Consider the following 19336-nt stretch of genomic DNA (forward strand, 5'->3'; position numbering starts at 1 on the left):
ATGAACCGCTCCTTTACTTATCTTTCCCGGCAATATCAATCATGACATTGTACAGCCGTTCCGCAGCATCCCGAATACCGAGGCGTTCTGCTTCTGTTTTCATTTTAATTAGTAATGAATCGTCCATTAAAATCGAATCGAGCTCTCGTACGAGCGATTCTGAACTTAATTTGCTTTCTAAAAGCATGACCGCGGCACCGCGATCCGTCAGCGTACGCGCATTTTTTTCCTGATGATTATTCGTAACATAAGGGCTTGGCACGAGAATGGATGGGATGCCCAGTGCCGTCAATTCAGCCAGTGTGGTTGCACCCGACCGCGCAACGACGAGATCAGAAGCAGCCAGTACTTCCGGCATATTATGAATAAAAGGCATAACCGATACATTAACAGGTTTTCCAGCCGATTCCAATATAGATGAAACCTTGTCGTAATGGACATCACCAGTGACATAAAGCACTTGATAATCTCGGCCTGCAAAATCATTCAATGCCCCGGTCACAGCATCATTTATCGGCTTTGCACCACGGCTTCCGCCAAAAATCAGTACCGTCTTCCGGCCGCCTCTTAAACCGAACGTTTCCAATACACCCGAACCGTCCGCTTCTATGACTTCAGAAGCTCGCGGGTTCCCCGTTAACACCGTTTTCTCTGCAGGGAAATAGGCCTTCGCCTCTTCAAAACAAACCGCAATCCTGTTGACATGATTACTTAAAAACTTGTTCGTTAAGCCCGGCACACTGTTTTGTTCGTGCACGATGGATGGTATACCCAATTTGGCTGCCGCATACACAACCGGCCCGCACACATAGCCGCCGGTGCCGATGACGACGTCCGGCTTAAACTCTTTCAGTATTTTTTTACATTCATTTACACCTTTTAAAAAGCGCATAATTGTTTTCACATTTTCAAATGAAACCGCCCGGCGAAAACCTGTAATATCAATTGACCGAAAAGGAATGTCTTCGCGTGTAACAAGCTTAGACTCCAGTCCTTTTTCAGTTCCGATATATAAAAAAGATGTTTCCGGGTGTTTCAGCTTAATCATTCGAATGAGCGCGAGTGCAGGATAAATATGTCCGCCCGTTCCACCGCCGCTGACAACTATTTTCAATTACGTTCACCTCAGTATTCATCTGGCAGCTTCCTATTCTTTCAAGACAGCTGTCTAATGCATTCTCATCTTAAATCAATGCGACACGAGAATCAATTATTATCTTAAAAAACCAGCAAAATTCCTCCAATTCTACTGTTCAATATCCATTTGAACGGCTTACACTGAGGACAATCCCCGCGGAAGCAAGTGTCATCGTCAAAGAAGATCCGCCATAGCTTAAAAATGGAAGCGTCACACCGGTAACCGGCAAAAGACCTGTCACAACACCGAGATTGATAAACGATTGCAGACTGATCATGGCTGTAATTCCACAGACAAGCAGCGCACCGAATGAGTCCTCCATCCGCATCGCGATATGAATGCCCCGCCAGATGAGCAGGAAAAATAAGATCATAATAAAGACGGCCCCGATAAAACCCGTTTCTTCAGCCCAAATTGCAAATATAAAATCAGTCTGCGGCTCCGGCAAATAATAATATTTTTGACGGCTTTCTCCATATCCGTAGCCAAATAATCCGCCCGGACCGACGGCGTACAGTGACTGGATAATTTGAAACCCGCTTCCGAGCGGATCTGACCAAGGATCAAGATACGCTGTAATTCGTTTTATCCGGTATGGTGCTGATAAAATTAACAGGACCAGTCCCGCCAGTGCAGACACTCCTGTCATTACAAAAAAACGAATCGGCGCGCCTGCGATAAACAGCAATAGAAAAGCGGTCCCTCCCATGACAGCCGCCGTACCGAGATCAGGCTGCATCATGATCAGCGCAAACGCCATGCCGAGCACGAAAAGAGGTTTAAACAGACCCTTCCAAAATAAATGGATGACTTTTTTTCGTCCGGCAAGCAGCGCTGAAAAATAGAAGATAAGCGCGATTTTCATTAATTCCGACGGCTGAAACGATAGAGTTCCAAACCCGATCCAGCTTTGCGATCCGTTTCTCACCATCCCAATTCCAGGGATGAGCACAGCCAGTAAAAATAAAAAGGCAATGATAAGCAGCGGACGCGCGATTTTTTTCCAAATCCGGTAATCCACATATGAAATGCATGCCATCACAATCAAACCGGCCGCTGCAAAGAACGCCTGTCTCTGAACAAAATAATAAGGGTTTCCATAGTTAAACTGTCCCCACACTTCTCCGGCACTTGCCACCATTAATAAACCCGAGCCGGTCAAAAGCAAAACGAGCATCAAGAATACGTAATCCGGCGACTGTCTGGAAACGGTTGTGCACCCCTTTCATTCATGCATCCATTAAAAAAGCCGGAGCCTCATCCGGCTCCGGCTCTTTCTTATAGTTTATTCACGCAGTTGATAAATATGTCGCCCCGTTCTTCAAATGTTTTATATTGATCCCAGCTTGCACATGCCGGGGACAAAAGAACAACATCCCCTTCAGCAGAAAGGGCAGCCGCTTTTTCGACTGCGTCAGTCATATAATCGGCTTTTTCAAATTGGGAAATGCCCGCTTTTAAAGCCGTCTCTTTCCACTTATCCGCTGTCTCACCAAATGCGACGATTGCTTTGACTGACGTTAAATGAGGAAGCAAATCATCAAATCCATTTCCCCGATCCAATCCCCCCGCAAGAAGGACAAGCGGTGACTGAAAGGCGGTTAAGGCGCTTTTCGTCGCCAATGTATTCGTCGCTTTTGAATCGTTATAAAATTTTCTTCCATTCCATTCACGGACAAACTGCGTCCGGTGGCGCACACCTGCAAACCTTTTTAATACACGTACAACTGCTGCTGTGGAAACACCAGATAGTTTAACTGCTGCCACAGCTGCCAATATATTTTCCAGATTATGATTACCAGGCAGTGCAAAATCAGCAGCCTGCATAATGGCCTCTCCTTGAAAATAAACCGTCCCGTCTTCTATATATGCCCCATTTTCCACTTTTTCGTGAACCGAAAACGGAATAATGGCCGCCTGACTCGCACTTGCCATTGACAGAAGAGCCTCTTGGTCAGCGTTTATGATTAAGAAGTCCTCTTCTGTCTGGTTCTTTGTAATGTTCATTTTCGCACCGGCGTATTCTTCTTTTGAACCATGATAGTCCAGGTGTGCGTCATAAATGTTGGTAATGATCGCGATGTGCGGACGGAAAGTTTGAATGCCCATTAATTGAAACGACGACAGTTCAATAACAACATGATCATCCGGTTTTGCCTCTTGCACGACTTCTGATGCCACTTCACCGATATTCCCGGCGAGAACCGTTCCTCTCCCGTCTTCTTTCATGATTTCATTAATCAATGTCGTTGTTGTCGTTTTTCCGTTTGTGCCCGTTATGGCGATAAACGGTGCTTCTGATATGAGTCCGGCAATTTCCACTTCGGTTATGACGGGCGTACCCTGCTGCACAGCTGCCGCAACAATCGGATTCGAATACGGGATACCCGGGTTTTTAACGACGATTTCAAATCCTTCATTAAGAAGTTCCAGCGGATGACGGCCGCAAATGACATTCATTCCTTCCGACAAAAGAGCCTGTGCCGCCTCATTTTCCTCCAGCGGCTTTCCATCATTCACTGTCACGATGGCACCTAATTTTTTCAAAAGAGTAGCTGCAGCGAATCCGCTTTTGGCAAGACCCACTACGAGCACTTTTTTTCCTTTAAATTGATCAACCTGCTTCATGAATTCCAAACTCCAATCCAGACGCCAATCGCTGCAGCCACAACACCGACGGACCAGAATGTGACGACAACACGCCATTCTGTCCAGCCGCCGAGTTCAAAGTGATGATGCAGCGGGCTCATTCTAAAAATTCGTTTCCCTGTCGTTTTAAACGACCATACCTGCAAAATAACCGAGAGCGTTTCCGCAACGAATACGATCCCGATCAACAATAATAAAAATTCAAATTTCGTTAATATAGACAAAACAGCAATCGCTCCGCCGAGTGCAAGCGAACCCGTATCTCCCATAAAAACGTGTGCCGGATACGCATTGAAAACGAGAAAGCCAATAACAGCCCCCACAACCGCAAATGCGAAAACAGCTGTTTCATCTAAACCTTGGCTCCAGGCAATCACCGCATATGCGCCAAAAGCCACAGATGCTGTTCCCGAGACCAGGCCGTCCAGCCCATCTGTTAAGTTGACCGCATTTGAAAAGCCGACAAGCCAAAATAAGACGAATAAGGCATATATAATACCAAGATCAATTGAAAAGAAACCGAATGACAGCTCCGTTGACAGTTCATGCTGTGCGTAAATCACATAGAAAATGATCGAAATAATTATTTGCCCGATTAATTTTTGCGATGATGTCAATCCAAGATTACGCTTCATGACCACTTTAATAAAGTCGTCCAAAAAGCCCAAAAATCCGAATCCAATTGTTACAAGTAAAAGTAAAATAGTTTCAGCACCGATTGAACCGAACAATTGAACAAAAAACAAGGTTGTAACAACGATTGACAATAAAAAGACCAGTCCGCCCATCGTTGGCGTTCCTGATTTTTGCTGATGAGATGCCGGACCTTCCTCACGTATGCTCTGTCCAAATTTCAGCCGGCGTAAAAATGGAATAAATAACGGCGCGATAACGACTGTTATCAAAAATGACACCGCAATGACCAATCCAATTTGCCACTCACTCATGCGAACCCGCCTTTCTTGTCGGCCAGCGCTTCTTTTGCGACTTCCCGGTCATCAAAATGAATAACTTCCTGACCAATAATTTGATATGTTTCATGCCCTTTGCCGGCAATAACGACCGAATCGCCCGGCTTGGCAAGTGCAATTGCCCGGTGAATGGCTTCTTTCCGGTCTACAATGACAGTATACGCCTCTCCGCTAACGCCCGATTTCATATCCGTTAAAATGGAAACCGGATCTTCACTGCGCGGATTGTCCGATGTAAAAATCGCTTCATCTGCATATTTACATGCTGCCTGCGCCATAAGCGGACGCTTTGTTTTATCACGGTCGCCGCCGCACCCTGCAATGACAATAACCCGTCCTTTTGTCAACGGACGAACGGTTTCTAATACATTGATGAGACTATCCGGGGTGTGGGCGTAATCAACAATGACCGACACACCGCTTTCATTCGGTACCAGTTCAAACCGGCCCGCAACGCCGCTCACCCGTTCAAGTGCTTGTTTCATTGTATCTGGTGTAATCTTAGAGACGAATCCAGCCGCAAAAGCCGCCAGCATATTGTAAACATTAAATAGTCCGGCTAATTTGGAATGAATCTGGATCACCCCGCCCGGATAGTGAATCGTAAAAGCGGTTCCTTCCGATGTCAGTTGAATATCTTTCGCTTGTATATCCGCTTTTTTTTCTATACCGTATGTCACGACATGCGCCGCAGTCATGGCTTCATAAACGGCAGATGCAGCATCATCGGCATTAAGGACAGCATAAGCCGGAGCCGATGCATGAAAGGAATTGCCGAGACGGGCGAACAGCAGTCCTTTTGCTGCCCGGTATTCCTCCATAGTGCGGTGAAAATCAAGGTGATCTTGCGTTAAGTTAGTAAAAACGGCCACATTAAATTGTGTGCCATTCGTCCGCCCTTCCTGTAATGCATGAGAAGACACTTCCATCACCGCTGACGAGACACCCGCTTGTTTCATATACGCAAACGTTTTTTGCAAGGTTAAGCTTTCCGGCGTTGTGTTTTTTGTTTCAATCATTTTATCGCCGATTTTCATATACATCGTTCCGATTAATCCGGTCGTTTCTCCAGAAGCGCGAAGGATTTCTTCGATTAAATGACTCGTCGTCGTTTTTCCGTTTGTACCGGTAATCCCGATTAAATGAAAAGAATCGGTTGGATGACCATAAAAATGCGCAGCTAATTGTGCCATTGCACGCTTCGTGCTGCGCACATAAATAACGGGCACGGAAACATCGACCGGCCGCTCGGCAACGACCGCCGCTGCTCCATTTTCGACTGCCTCTTTTGTGGCGGTATGACCGTCAAATGTAAATCCTTGTATACAAATAAAAATCGACCCTTCTGTGACGAGACGGTGATCGTTTTCAATCGATGTAATCGCCGGATTTCCTTCTTTATCCTGACGGTAAAATGGAATGGCCGTTAACACGGTTGATAAATCCACGTTTTTCAATCCTTTCTGTTCAAAACCGATATGTACAATTCCCGCGATTTCTATTGTAACGAAAAAAAGCCGCCGATGCGAATGCTTTTCAGCCTGTTTCAGTAATTTTCGGCGGCTTGACCTATTTATTTTAGTAAAACACGCACTTTGCTTCCCCTCTCTACTTTTACACCGGCAGACGGCGACTGAGATACAACGCTGTCCCCAGTGCCTTCCACTTCGATATTAACGTTGATCAGCTGTTCTTTTAACTGCTGTTTGCTTAACCCAACCAGTTTAGGTACTTCAATGATATCCGGGTCGCTCCACGTTTTTTCTTTTTCGATCTGATCCTTTTGCGGTTCAACTCCGAGCAGCGGCAGGACATCCGCCATCATTTTACCGACGATTGGTGCTGCAACGGTTCCGCCAAATTGAACCGTGCCTTTCGGGTTGTCAATAGCCGTATAAATGACCACTTTCGGCTCGTTTGACGGCGCTACTCCGATAAACGAGACAATGTGATTATTTTCTAAATAGCGGCCATCTTTCGCTTTTTGTGCTGTCCCTGTTTTCCCGCCAATCCGGTAGCCGTCAACAAAAGCGTTGCGGCCCGTTCCTTTTGCCACAACACTTTCAAGAGCTCTTCGTACTTCTTTTGATGTTTCTTCTGAAATGACACGTCTTACTTTCTTTGCTTTATTTTGAACTGTTACCTTACCCGTTTTGGGGTCTGTCCAGTTCATCGCCACATACGGACGATACAGTATCCCGCCGTTCACAGCGGCCGACACGGCTGATACCTGTTGAATCGGCGTCACCGCCACTCCCTGTCCGAATGCGGTGGTGGCAGCTTCGACGGGTCCCGCTGCCTGCTCTGAAAATAAAATACCCGTTCCTTCTCCATACAGATCAATACCGGTTTTCTGTCCAAAACCGAACTTACGAATATAGTGAAACAGTTTTTTTTCACCGAGTCTGCTGCCAAGTTCAACAAACCCCGGATTGCACGAATTTTCAACGACTTCAAGAAATGATTGATGACCATGTCCTTCCCGTTTCCAGCAGCGGAGCCTCGATCCGTTTACTTTCACATAGCCCGGATCATGAAAATGATCCCGGTCAAGATCGGCTTCTTTTTCCTCAAGTGCGGCGGCCAGCGTTATAATTTTAAATGTCGAACCAGGTTCGAATGTGCTCCAGACAGGTAAATTACGGTTATACACATCGGGATCGTAATCACCAAACGCGCTCGGGTTATAGGAGGGACGGGAAGACATCGCCAGAATCGCCCCGCTGTTCGGATCCATCGCAATCGCCATAGCGCCTTCAGGCTTGTACGTTTTTTCCGCAAAATCCAGTTCCCGTTCAATCACTGCTTGGATTTTTGCATCAATGGTCAGCTGCAAGTCCATTCCGTCTTCAGGCGGGATATAGTCATCCGCCATACCCGGCATATTTTCACCTTTTGCATCGGTAAACATTTGAACAGAACCGGAAGAGCCTGATAATTTCTCATCGTAATATGCTTCGATTCCGGCCAGTCCTTGATTGTCGGCTCCTGTAAAGCCAATAACATGGGCAAGACGCTCATTTAAGACATAGTCACGCACTGAATCTTCGCCGACCCATACCCCTTTTAATTGTAGTTCAGTAATGTTACGTGCCGTTTCGGTTGAAATATGTCTCCCTTTCGATGATAAGCGCTCAATAGATGAACGTTTCGTCATTCTTTCATAAATAACCAATTCCTTTTCTCCTAAAATGGCAGCAAGCTTCCGCGCCGCTGTTTTAGCATCTTCAATTTGTGCAGGTATGACGTAAACGGTTGGTGCGCTCTTATTGCCGGCAAGAACTGTTCCGTTTCGGTCTTTAATTAGACCGCGTTCCGGCTGTGCAGGAATGCTTCGTCCCCAGAGTTCCTCTGCTTTTTCTGTTAATTCACTTCCTATCGACAATTGTATATAGCCGGTACGGATAATGAGCGCTGTAAAAGCAAACAATGAAGCTGCCAGCAGCCAGAACATTCTGATACGCAATGGTTCCATCCCCTTTCCTCCACAATGACTATATGCAGAAAAAATGAAAAATTGACAAAAAACCGTTACGGAAAAATATTCCATAACGGTTTCTGATTGCCTAGCGGGATTGATCGGATTCTTCTTTTGCATTTTCATTTGCCTGCTGCGCATTGCCCGGCTTCTCGAGCTTCACAATGAGTTTCTGTCCCTCTTTCAATAATCCATTTACTTTAATATTTTGGGATGTGACATACCCTGTACCGGAGTAACTTAATTTCAATCCGGCCGTTTCGGTTACTTTCAGAACATCACGGATGGACCAGCCTGTCATATCCGGCATTGTCCATTTGTCCGATGTAAGCAAAACCGCTTTTTCACCCTGCAGTAACTTTTCACCTGCTGCCGGCACCTGCTTCACAATTTCGCTGCCGGTCCCGATAATAACAGGATCTACCCCGTATTTTGCATAGGCTTCCCGCGCTTCAGCTGTTTTTTTGCCTGTGTAATCTTCCAGTTTCACTGTTTTGGACACAATGTTCTCGTCCGGTTTAACATTTAAATATTGAAGGCTGTTGCGCATGACAGGATTAAAAACTTTTGATACAGGAGCAGAACCCGATTCATTGTCAAGTTTCGGCTGCGCTACCGCCACATATACGATCAGTTCCGGATCATCTTTCGGCGCCATGCCAATGAAGGAAAATAAATAGTTATTTGTACCCGTCAAATATTTCCCGTCTTCACCGACAAGCTGCGCTGTTCCTGTTTTACCGGCCACATCATACCCCTCAATATGGTAAGGTCTGCCGGTCCCGTGTTCGGCTGTAACAACCGTCTCCAGCACATCGAGCGTCGCAGCGGCCGTTTCTTCTGAAATAGGCTCACCGACGACTTCCGGCTTCGTTTTGACAATTGTTTTACCAGTCGTATCATCGACGATTTTATCAATGATGTATGGCTTCATCATTTTCCCGTTATTGGCAATAGCCGTGGCAGCTTGAAGCATTTGCATGGCATTCACCGTTGTTCCTTGACCGAATGAGGTCGTGACTTGCTCAAGCGGGAAGTTATATAAAATGCTTCCTGACGCTTCATTCGGAAGCGTTATACCGGTTTTTTGACCAAAACGAAAGTCTTCTAAATATTGGCGGAAGACTCCCGGTGTCATTTTTTCAAGAAGGTTAGCCATGGCGACGTTTGATGAGCGCTGCACGCCTTCTTCATACGTTATATCGCCCCATCCTGCGCCGGCATTATGATCACGGACTTGATTCGGCCCCACTTTATATGTGCCGGATTTATATATTTCCTTCCCGTTATAGACACCTTCTTCAATCGCTGCAGCAAGAGTAAAGATTTTCATCGTTGAGCCTGGTTCATACGAATATTCAACCAGATCGTTCATCCAGTTGACGTCCAATCCTTTACGCGTCCCGGGATGAAACGTCGGCCTTTGGCTCATCGCTAAAATTTTGCCTGTTTTCGCTTCAGCCACAACAGCAAAGGCTTTTGATGGGTCGTACTGCGCTTCCACTTCATTCAGCGCATCTTCGAGAAACGTTTGAATTTTCGAGTCAAGCGTTACATACAAATGATCGCCATCTTCCGGTTCAGCAACCATTTCATGGCGGCCAGGGAGAAGATAGCCCCAAAGGTCACTTGTGTAGCGGATTTTTCCGTCCTGTCCTTCAAGGTACTTTTCATACGATTTTTCAATCCCCATTTGACCTTCTGCTTCAAACGACGTCTTCCCATCTTCTTTTTCTTCGACAAGCCGGGTAAAACCGATTAAGTGGGAAGCGAATCTCCCATTTGGATAAAATCGTTTTGCCTGCCGGAGAAATGTGATGCCCGGTAAATTTTCAGCTTCAATTTTCCGTTTCACACTGTTCGATAAACCGCGGCCTGCAGTGCCAAACTCCACTTGAAACGGATCTCCGTCTTTTTCTAAACGCGCTCTTATTTCTGCTTCATCCATATCGATATATTTCGCAAGCACTTCCGCTGTTTTTTCAGGATCGATGACGTGGTTAGGCTCTTCTGGGTTGGTTGTCACGGATTCATCCAATATTGCAGCTATCGTAAACGAAGTCGAATCTTCTGCAATCACCTCTCCGTTCGTGTCATAAATGGTCCCCCTTTTCGCTTCCAAAACATCGGTGCGCATATATTTTTGAAGCGCTTCGTTTTTCAATTCATGACCATCAGCTTTTCCAGTGATTTGAATAAATAACACCCGTGAAAACAAGATAAAAAAGAGGAGGGCGAATCCGAGAAAAAGAATCGCTGCTCCTATTTTTTGATTATTCCGATTTTCTTTCATTTCGGCTCAACAACCTTAATATTTTGATCACTTAAATCAAGTCCCATCGCTTTTGCACGTTCCCTGATTTTCTCGTACGTGCTTTCTTCGCTGATTTGCACTTCAAGATCATGATTAATCTTTTCCTGTTCCTGGATTTTGGCATCCGTATCCTGCAGTTGTTTGTTCGTTTCGTAAATAGCCGCCTGTGTCGAAATAAGCTTCGCGCACATGAAGCAAATCGTCAGCATAAAGACAAGAAATAAGACCTTTTCACCCGGAGTAAAGAATTGTTTAATGACTTTCCGCTGTTTAATAGATCCCGCTTTTGGTTCTTCCATTATCGGCTTTTTCGCAGTAGTGTTCATCTGGATCCCTATCCCCCTAAACGGTTGCCTTTCTTTTTTCTGCAATGCGCAGTTTCGCTGATCGTGCCCGGTTGTTTTCTTCTAATTCCTGTTCAGCCGGTACAATCGGTTTTCTCGTGACAAGTTTTAAGACAGGTTCATATTCTTCCGGAATAACCGGCAGTCCCGGAGGCAGCTCCGGACCTGTTGAAGCTTCTTTAAACACCGTTTTACAGATGCGGTCTTCAAGAGAATGGAAAGTAATGACGCTGATGCGCCCGTTTACATTCAGCAAGTCAATGGCATCATGAAGCGATCGCTCAAATACACCAAGCTCATCATTCACCGCGATTCGAATTGCCTGAAAAATACGTTTTGCGGGATGGCCTCCCTTGCGTCTAGCTGGTGCCGGAATAGCCTCTTTAATTAATTCCGTCAATTCCCCTGTTGTGGCTACCGGCTTTTGTTCACGGGCCGCCTCGATTTTACGGGCGATCTGTTTTGAAAATTTCTCTTCCCCGTATTTGAAAAAAATACGGACAAGCTGTTCAAATGGCCATTCGTTGACGACATCATAAGCGGACAACGGAGCATTTTTGTCCATCCGCATATCTAGAGGTGCATCGTGATGATAGCTGAATCCGCGTTCCGGCGTATCCAGCTGCGGAGAGGAGACGCCGAGATCGTATAAAATGCCATCTACACCTGTTACCCCACGGTCTTCCAATTCATTTTTAATGTGTTCAAAGTTGCTTTTTATCAATACGACCTTGTCAGCGTACGGAGCAAGGCGTATCCCCGCATGACTAATCGCCGTATCATCTTGATCAAAGGCATACAATTTTCCATTAGGCCCAAGCTGCGACAATAAATATTCGCTATGTCCCGCTCCACCCAGTGTGCAGTCTACATAAATTCCATCAGGACGTATATTGAGCCCGTCGACCGTTTCCCGTAAAAGAACGGTCGTATGATTAAATTCCATTTTCTTATCAGTCCAATCACATTTATAAATCAAAATCCGGTAAATTTTCAGCGATATCAGAAAATGACTGTTCCGACAATTCGAGATAGGTGTCCCATTTTGAAGCACTCCAAATCTCCATCCGGTTGGAAACGCCGACGATTACACAGTCTTTTTCAAGCGAGGCATACTTCATAAGCGGGTCAGGTAAATTGATGCGTCCCTGTCTGTCGAGCATACAATCATTGGCGCCTGAAAAAAAGAAACGGGTAAACGCCCTCGCATCTTTTTTTGTCAGCGGAAGTGTCAAGAGCTTTTCTTCCAACGCTTTCCATTCGTGCAGCGGGTATAAAAACAAACATTCATCAAGCCCTCTCGTCACGATGAACGTTTTGCCTGCATCCCCGCGAAACTTTGCCGGGATAATGACTCTTCCTTTTTCATCTATCGTGTGACGGTATTCGCCCATGAACATTGCCGTTTCCCCACTTTCTACACTAACTTTACCACATCCCCCCACTTTGCACCACCATTTTCATTTCGCCGTAAACCCTTTGTATTCCTTGATTCTTTTCACTTTTTTCCCGTACAAAAAAGCCTGCCAAAAAGGCAGACTTTTTATTCATATAAAAATGAGATAATGGTCCCCGTTATGGTCGAACGGTTGTTTCACCAAATCCTCTATAAAGACTTTTCCGTACGTATTTAAAAATGTGTATAAGTTCCAAATTCTTTCCTGTGGCCCCCCCGGATGGAGAGCGGCTTCAACCCGGTCAAAACGAAGAAGCGCAGCAGCGTGTGTCTGTTTGAGTACCGCATCACTTTTTTGAATTAAAAAGTCAATTTGCCGTTCATGGTACTCTTTATTTTTTTCTACAATCGGTATCAGACCGCGATGCAATTCATTCGCGCGTCGTTCAATTTTCTCATAATTGGCAAACAACGTTTCTTTCATTTCCGCTGCTAATTCATGAAGATGTTGATCCCGTACGGATTCAATATACGCTTCTTTCTTCCTTTTCACCCCGGATTGCACAATCTGTTCAATCGATAAACCGATATCTGAAGCTGCACCGGCGATGGACCGTTCAACAAATGTGATGTTTACACGCGGTACGATTGGCGGCATGTTCATGTCAAAATAGTGAAAGGCTTCTTTCAGCTCAGCCCAATAGGCTATTTCTCCCGGTCCGGCAATAAACGCCAGTGTCGGAAAAACCCACTCCTGCATTAATGGACGGGTAACGACATTGTTACTGAAAAGCTGTGGTGATGTTTCAAGAAGCTGAAGCAGCTCCTGTTCAGAATAGGCTCGTCCGCTTTTGCTTCTAAATGTGCGGCCGTCCCTTTCAAGCAAGCGGCGCTCACCGTCTTCGTTTAAAAACAAATGAGCCGGCTGTTCACCCGTTTCGATTGCTGGTGTATAGCCTGCTTTCTTTACCTTTTCCTGCGAGCGGGCGACACATTCGGCAAGCGGTTTATTCTCAATAATTAACCGCTTAAAAAAAGGAGCCTCCAGCTTTCTTAAAGCTGGTTCCGCAGCGTCGATGAGCAGAAGACCGTAACGACTGAAAAGAGTTTGCGTCAGCTGCGCAAAAAAAGCGGTAAAGGTTTCTTGTTCACGGGCTGCTTTCCGAACATCTTGAAGCAGCGCATTTGTATGAATCGTTTCCTGCATACAGGAAAAAATGGATGTGATCCACTTTTCCATTACATCGTGATCATACACGGTTTCCGAGGCCATTTGTTTTTTAACGAACCGTTCCGGGTAACCCATTTTCTCCATCCGGCCCTCTTTTTCTACATATACATGATTAATTTCAAGAAGGTCATGATCTTCACCGGCGATCCAGAAAACAGGCACAACCGGAATACCCAGTTCTTTTTCTTTCACGGCTGCAAATTGCAGAATGGAAATAATTTTATGTATAGAATAAAGCGGACCTGTTAACAATCCCGCCTGTTGTCCCCCGATAACCACAACCGACTTCTCATCCTGAAGCTTAGCAAGTGATCGTTCGGTTTCATCGGTTATTTGAAATGGTCTCATATAATCGCGGATAATCCGGGCAAGCTCGCCGCGCTGAAATATTCGCGTTTGTAATTCTGCCGATCTCGCTGCATAATCCGCCTGCTGAAACGGGTGGTAATCAAAATACGGGGCGGTCTGTTCCGAACCGCTTATGTAATCTTTCGCAAACTGGTTTAAGGCGGGAACAGAAATGCGTTCTTGTTCCATAAAAGTACTTCCTTTCTGCGTACATTTTTCTTGTTTGAGTATACCACCTGATGTAACGAAAGGAAAAACAATGTGCCTATCCAATAAAATTATTTCAAAAAAGTGTTGATTTGATAATGATTATCATTATAATTTAGGTTACAGCCTGGCTGAATCACACAAAACAAAGGAGCGTTTTATTCAATGAACAACAGGAAATTCAAGTTTTTATCCATTTTATTTACTTTGGCAGTTATGCTGCTGGCAGCGTGCAGCGGCAATAATAATTCCGCTGAGCCGGAAACCGGTACAAAGGCAGACGAAGAAACAAAAGATGCAGGAGTGGTAAATTTATATACGAGCCGCCACTATGAAACTGACGATGCGCTTTTTGAACAATTCACTGAAGAAACAGGTATTAAAGTGAATGTTGTCAAAGGCGAAGAAGATGAATTAATGGAGCGGTTAACACGTGAAGGCGAAGCAACAGAAGCAGACGTGTTTTACACAGCCGATGCAGGGCGCCTGCACTGGGCGAAAGAAAAAGGACTGCTGCAAAGCATTGAGAGCGAAACACTTGAAGCCAATGTTCCTGAAAACTACCGGGATATCGACAATGAATGGTTTGGTCTGACAAAACGCGCACGTGTTATCGTCTATGCGAAAGACCGTGTAACACCAGAGGATTTATCGACATATGAAGCATTAACAGAAGAACAGTGGAAAGGGAAAGTATTGATCCGCTCATCAGAAAACATATACAATCAATCACTTGTCGCTTCTTTTATTTCATTAAACGGTGCAGATGCAGCGAAAGAATGGGCACAGGGTATTGTGAACAATATGGCGCGTGATCCGGAAGGCGGCGACCGTGACCAGGCGAAAGCCATTGCAGCCGGTGAAGGTGACGTTGCGGTTATGAACACATATTACTTTGGTCAAATGTTAAATTCAGAAGATGCAGAAGAAGTAAAAGTAGCGGAACAGCTTGGTGTTTTCTTCCCGAATCAGGAGACAAACGGCACGCATGTAAACGTAAGCGGTGCCGGTGTGACAAAACATGCGAAAAACAAAGAAAATGCCATTAAATTTCTTGAGTTCCTTTCCAGCGAAGAAGCACAAGGTCAATTTTCAGAAGCAAACTACGAATACCCTGTAAATCCAAATGTGGAGCCATCTGAATTGCTTGCTTCATGGGGCGATTTTAAAGCGCAGGATTTGAATATGTCCGAGCTTGGAAAATATAATGCAGACGCTTTAAAATTAATGAACGAAGTAGAATGGAAATAATTTATAATTGACAGGCCGCTGAAGCGCCTGTCTTTTTTTTCATAAAAACCGACATTCTCTTGTTTTTTGCAAACGGTTTTCATAATATAAAAGATGTGCAGATCAATCGGAGGTTATTATGAAAGCTATACGATTTTTTCGTCTTCATCTAAATGTCTGGTCGATAATGAGTATCATTTTCACATTACTGATTATTTCACCGACACTATCCATCTTTATTCAGATTTTTGAAAAACCGAATGAAAACTGGTATCACATTCAAGAATTTTTATTGAAAAATTACATTCAAAATACGCTTGTCATCGTCTTTTTTACCGGATTTTTTTCCGTCATGATTGGCGTCAGCCTCGCCTGGCTGGTTACAGCGTACCGGTTTCCGCTGCGGAACTTTTTTAAATGGGGGCTCATCCTTCCTCTTGCCATTCCGCCATATATTGGCGCCTATACATATCATGGCATTTTAAATTATACCGGAGTAGTACAGGCAACCCTTCGAAATCAGTTTGATATAAAAGCAAACCATGCGTATTTCGATATTATGAATATTCCCGGTGCGATTTTTATTTTCACGATTTTTTTGTATCCGTATGTATATATCATTACGCGCGCCTATTTGGAGCAGCAGTCCGCTTCCCTCGTGGAAAATGCCCGGCTGCTTGGGAGCGGACCGGTGCAGCTGTTTTTCCGCGTGATTATGCCAATTTCGCGCACGGCGATCGTCGGCGGCGTGAGCCTCGTTGTGCTGGAAGTATTAAATGATTACGGCGTTGTGTCATACTTCGGTATTCAAGTGTTTACGACAGCCATTTTCCAGGCTTGGTTTGGCATGAGCGATGTGGCATCGGCGATTAAGCTCGCGGGTATATTAATGGCGATTGTATTCGCCATTCTATTTCTCGAAAAAGTGCTGCGCGGCCGGAAAAAATACAGTTATTCCAACGCAAAAGTACGGCCTCTTGAGCCGATATCACTCTCTCGTGAAAAAACAGCTGTTTTGTTTGTTTATACAGCACTCATTTTTACGATTGGTTTCGTGATTCCCTTCGTCCAGCTGTTTCAATGGATGCTGCTGACTTTTGAAAAAGTCGCTAGCGAAGAGTTCCTAACTCTTATTTTTAACTCTGTTTATGTTTCTCTTATTGCTGCATCGCTTATTATGGTGATTGCGCTGGTGATTGGCAATTTCACACGGCTGTCTGACGGCGCATGGGCAAAAGCCGTCTCACGTATTACAGTGCTAGGTTATTCCATACCCGGTGCGGTCATCGCTATTGGTGTCCTCACGTTTTTTCTCTGGATCGACCGTCAGCTGAAAGGCGTTTACCATGCAATGGGCATTGAAGCACCGATTATCCTCAGCTTGAGTATTATTATGCTTTTATTCGCCTATGTCAGCCGTTTTCTCGCGATTGGCTTTAATCCAATTGATTCCGGATTTGATAAAATTGGCCGAAGCTTTACGGAAGCATCCAGATTGCTCGGTATTCCGCTGACAAGAACCTTTTTTAAAGTCGACTTGCCGATGATTAGAGGGGCTGTATTCGGCGGATTCACACTTGCCTTTATTGAAGTGATGAAAGAACTGCCGCTGACACTGCTGCTTCAGCCCTTTAATTTCTACACACTGGCGACAAAAGCGTTCCAATATGCGAATGACGAACGGATTTATGAAGCAGCTCTTGCCTCCATGCTCATTATTTTGATCAGCGGGGTATCGATTTTTATTTTTCATAAAGTGCTGGAAAAGGAGAACAGGTAAATGTATGTAGAAATTAATGGATTAACCTTTTCATACCGAAACGCAAAAGAGAAAACGATTCAGGACGCCTCTATCGCGATTGAAAAAGGAGAGATTATCACAATTCTCGGACAGAGCGGCAGTGGAAAAAGCACCATTCTCCGCCTGATCGCCGGGCTTGAAATGCCGGAAAGCGGAACCATTAAAATCAATGGTCAAATCATGACAGATGACGCCACATTTGTAAGTCCTGAAAAACGCGGTGTCGGCATGGTATTTCAGGATTACGCCCTGTTTCCGCACATGACCGTTGCCGCCAACATTAAATTCGGCTTAAAGAAAATGAACCGTTATGAGCGGGACGCACGTCTGAAAGAAGTCATTGACCTCGTAGGATTAACCGGTTTTGAAAAACGCTATCCGTATGAGTTGAGCGGCGGTCAGCAGCAGCGTGTCGCACTCGCCCGCGCGATGGCGCCGAATCCATCTCTTATTATGTTTGACGAGCCATTCAGTAATTTAGATGCGGATCTGCAAATTAAAATCCGCGATGAACTGCGCGATATTTTAAAAAAAGCAGGCATCACATCTATCTTCGTCACGCACGATCAAGAAGATGCCCGCGCCATTGCGGACCGCGTGATCATGATGGATCATGGACACATAATGAAAACAGGCACGCCGGATCTTATTTTGACATAAATTCCGGCGTGTTTTCTTTTCCTTTAATCATGTTGTATAGGAGCTGAAACGCTGGAACAGAGCGATGATTCTTTTCCGCCGTTTTTAACAATACACCAACAATCGCATCAATTTCCGTCAAATTTCCCGCTTTCATATCTTTTAGCATCGAGGATTCATTATCGGCTGTCTTTGTGCAGATGGAAAGAACGGATTGAAATGTGTCTTCTGCTGTCTTATATGAAAAAACAGAAGCAAACTCCCGTGAAAGATCTTTTGCAATGGCCCGAAACCGGGCATTTTCTGCAATTTCACCGTTTTTCACTTTCAATAACGCCGTGAGTGGATTAATAATGGCATTCGCCGCCATCTTTTCAATAAGCATGTGATAGCTATTTTCATTCCAGTCAAACCGAAATGATCCGGTTTGTAATTGATCAATGATTCCTGCTGTACCGCTTCGTAATGATCCTATATTCGTTTTATTCCGCCCGTTCACCTGAATAGTCCGCCCATCGATTTTCGCAAGCCCATGCTCAACCGAGGCAGCGTAAAGATGCGGATGGGGAACCTGCTCCAGAAAATCGAGATGACTCATCCCGTTTTGAAGAAATAAAACAGATTGAGCAGCCGCATTTTGTAAAAGAGGAAGCACTTCTTTCATGTGATATTGTTTTACCGCCACAACGACGAGGTCCCCCTCAACATACAGACTCTCTATTTTTTTTGAATTAACCGGATAGATGTTTTCCATATGATTTTCTAAAACACGTATTCCGCCCCGGCTAATCATTTCTGCCTGCTGTTCCGTTCTTGTCCAGAGCGTAACGGCATGTTTTTCGCACCACTGTGCGGCAAAAAATAATCCGACGGCACCGCCGCCAATAATATGAATGTTCATTTTTATCCTCCGTTATGTAAGCGTTATCTTACTTTCGCTACAATTTTTATCATGAATATTATATAATAAGGAGGAAGCAATATGGGAAGAACGATTGCAAAGGAGGAATTGAGTTGGGACTGAAAGTGGAAAATTTAAAAATGAACTTTAAAACGATTGAGGAATTCAAATCGTTTAAAGAGTATGGACTTGAAGAGCTTTCAATGCTTGAAGAGCTTGAAATTTCAATGGTGGAAGATAATACAACTTCCCCTTTTTACGGGATTTATTACGGTGACCGCCTCGCCGCCCGTATGTGTTTGTACGTTCGCGAAGACAAGTTGAATCTTATCCCGGCAAGCGAAAAATACGTGGAAATCTGGAAGCTTGAAGTGCTGCCTGAATTTCAGAAAAAAGGGCTCGGCCTTTTACTTGTCGAATTCGCCAAGTCATTCAACTTGCCGATTATGACAAAACCCCGTGTCAAATCCCAGCCTTTCTGGAAAAAAATGAGCTTTGTTCCGGTATCTGAAAATAGCTCACGTCTGCTCTGGGACCCTAATGCGGTGGATACACAAAAAATAAGCTGAACAAAAAAGAGTTGCCTCAATGGACTGCACCCCGAATGTTAGACATCATCTAACATTTGGAGGTGCTTTTCTTTTGGCTAAATTTACGGATGAAGAAAGAATGAAAGCTGTGAAACAATA

16 protein-coding genes are annotated in these 19336 nt (G+C 44.7%); 4 read left to right on the forward strand and 12 right to left on the reverse strand.

Annotated elements, in window-relative coordinates; genetic code table 11:
• Positions 1 to 13 precede the first annotated feature (13 nt).
• The 11 genes from murG to bshC form a co-directional block, all read right to left on the reverse strand.
• The gene (murG, locus tag BTO30_RS08050) at positions 14 to 1114 is read right to left on the reverse strand and encodes an undecaprenyldiphospho-muramoylpentapeptide beta-N-acetylglucosaminyltransferase (RefSeq protein WP_075398204.1); all 1101 of its coding nucleotides are present in this window, start codon (positions 1112 to 1114) and stop codon (positions 14 to 16) included.
• A gap of 139 nt (positions 1115 to 1253) precedes the next feature.
• Positions 1254 to 2318, reverse strand: coding sequence for a putative lipid II flippase FtsW (ftsW, locus tag BTO30_RS08055; protein WP_281248603.1), 1065 nt, complete (start codon positions 2316 to 2318; stop codon positions 1254 to 1256).
• A gap of 98 nt (positions 2319 to 2416) precedes the next feature.
• Positions 2417 to 3766, reverse strand: a complete 1350-nt coding sequence (gene murD, locus BTO30_RS08060; protein WP_075398205.1) for a UDP-N-acetylmuramoyl-L-alanine--D-glutamate ligase — start codon at positions 3764 to 3766, stop codon at positions 2417 to 2419.
• Positions 3763 to 4734 carry a phospho-N-acetylmuramoyl-pentapeptide-transferase gene (mraY, locus tag BTO30_RS08065; protein WP_075398206.1) on the reverse strand — a complete coding sequence of 324 codons (972 nt, stop codon included), beginning with the start codon at positions 4732 to 4734 and terminating at the stop codon, positions 3763 to 3765. The genes murD and mraY overlap by 4 nt, the downstream gene beginning before the upstream one ends.
• On the reverse strand, positions 4731 to 6206 hold the full coding sequence (locus tag BTO30_RS08070; RefSeq protein ID WP_075398207.1) for a UDP-N-acetylmuramoyl-L-alanyl-D-glutamate--2,6-diaminopimelate ligase: 1476 nt from the start codon (positions 6204 to 6206) through the stop codon (positions 4731 to 4733). The genes mraY and BTO30_RS08070 overlap by 4 nt, the downstream gene beginning before the upstream one ends.
• Before the next feature lie 125 nt (positions 6207 to 6331).
• A complete protein-coding gene (locus BTO30_RS08075; protein WP_075398208.1) occupies positions 6332 to 8233 on the reverse strand; it encodes a stage V sporulation protein D in 1902 nt (633 codons plus the stop codon).
• 91 nt (positions 8234 to 8324) lie between these two features.
• On the reverse strand, positions 8325 to 10529 hold the full coding sequence (locus BTO30_RS08080; RefSeq protein ID WP_075398209.1) for a penicillin-binding protein: 2205 nt from the start codon (positions 10527 to 10529) through the stop codon (positions 8325 to 8327).
• Complete coding sequence (gene ftsL, locus BTO30_RS08085; RefSeq protein ID WP_075398210.1) at positions 10526 to 10876, reverse strand: cell division protein FtsL; 351 nt, start codon at positions 10874 to 10876, stop codon at positions 10526 to 10528. Before ftsL ends, BTO30_RS08080 begins: the two co-directional genes overlap by 4 nt.
• Positions 10877 to 10892: 16 nt before the next feature.
• A complete protein-coding gene (rsmH, locus tag BTO30_RS08090) occupies positions 10893 to 11840 on the reverse strand; it encodes a 16S rRNA (cytosine(1402)-N(4))-methyltransferase RsmH (protein WP_075398211.1) in 948 nt (315 codons plus the stop codon).
• 22 nt (positions 11841 to 11862) lie between these two features.
• Positions 11863 to 12294: a division/cell wall cluster transcriptional repressor MraZ gene (mraZ, locus tag BTO30_RS08095; RefSeq protein WP_075398212.1), complete on the reverse strand. Its 432-nt coding sequence runs from the start codon at positions 12292 to 12294 to the stop codon at positions 11863 to 11865.
• Positions 12295 to 12441: 147 nt separating this feature from the next.
• A complete protein-coding gene (bshC, locus tag BTO30_RS08100; protein WP_075398213.1) occupies positions 12442 to 14058 on the reverse strand; it encodes a bacillithiol biosynthesis cysteine-adding enzyme BshC in 1617 nt (538 codons plus the stop codon).
• Positions 14059 to 14241: 183 nt separating this feature from the next.
• Here bshC and BTO30_RS08105 point away from each other — a divergent pair, with 183 nt between their 5' ends.
• The 3 genes from BTO30_RS08105 to BTO30_RS08115 all read left to right on the forward strand — a co-directional run bounded on the left by BTO30_RS08105 (position 14242) and on the right by BTO30_RS08115 (position 17767).
• On the forward strand, positions 14242 to 15327 hold the full coding sequence (locus BTO30_RS08105) for a Fe(3+) ABC transporter substrate-binding protein (RefSeq protein WP_075398214.1): 1086 nt from the start codon (positions 14242 to 14244) through the stop codon (positions 15325 to 15327).
• 118 nt (positions 15328 to 15445) lie between these two features.
• The gene (locus BTO30_RS08110; protein ID WP_143331927.1) at positions 15446 to 17086 is read left to right on the forward strand and encodes an ABC transporter permease; all 1641 of its coding nucleotides are present in this window, start codon (positions 15446 to 15448) and stop codon (positions 17084 to 17086) included.
• Entirely contained in the window at positions 17087 to 17767 is a 681-nt protein-coding gene (locus tag BTO30_RS08115) for an ABC transporter ATP-binding protein (protein ID WP_075398215.1), read from the forward strand.
• Here BTO30_RS08115 and BTO30_RS08120 read toward each other — a convergent pair.
• On the reverse strand, positions 17754 to 18647 hold the full coding sequence (locus tag BTO30_RS08120) for a 2-dehydropantoate 2-reductase (RefSeq protein WP_075398216.1): 894 nt from the start codon (positions 18645 to 18647) through the stop codon (positions 17754 to 17756). The genes BTO30_RS08115 and BTO30_RS08120 overlap by 14 nt on opposite strands.
• A gap of 113 nt (positions 18648 to 18760) precedes the next feature.
• Between BTO30_RS08120 and BTO30_RS08125 the strand changes: the two genes are divergently transcribed.
• Positions 18761 to 19216, forward strand: coding sequence for a GNAT family N-acetyltransferase (locus BTO30_RS08125; RefSeq protein ID WP_245796378.1), 456 nt, complete (start codon positions 18761 to 18763; stop codon positions 19214 to 19216).
• The last annotated feature ends 120 nt before the right edge of the window (positions 19217 to 19336 follow it).

The organism is Domibacillus antri (assembly GCF_001936625.1).
Taxonomy (GTDB): domain Bacteria; phylum Bacillota; class Bacilli; order Bacillales; family Domibacillaceae; genus Domibacillus; species Domibacillus antri.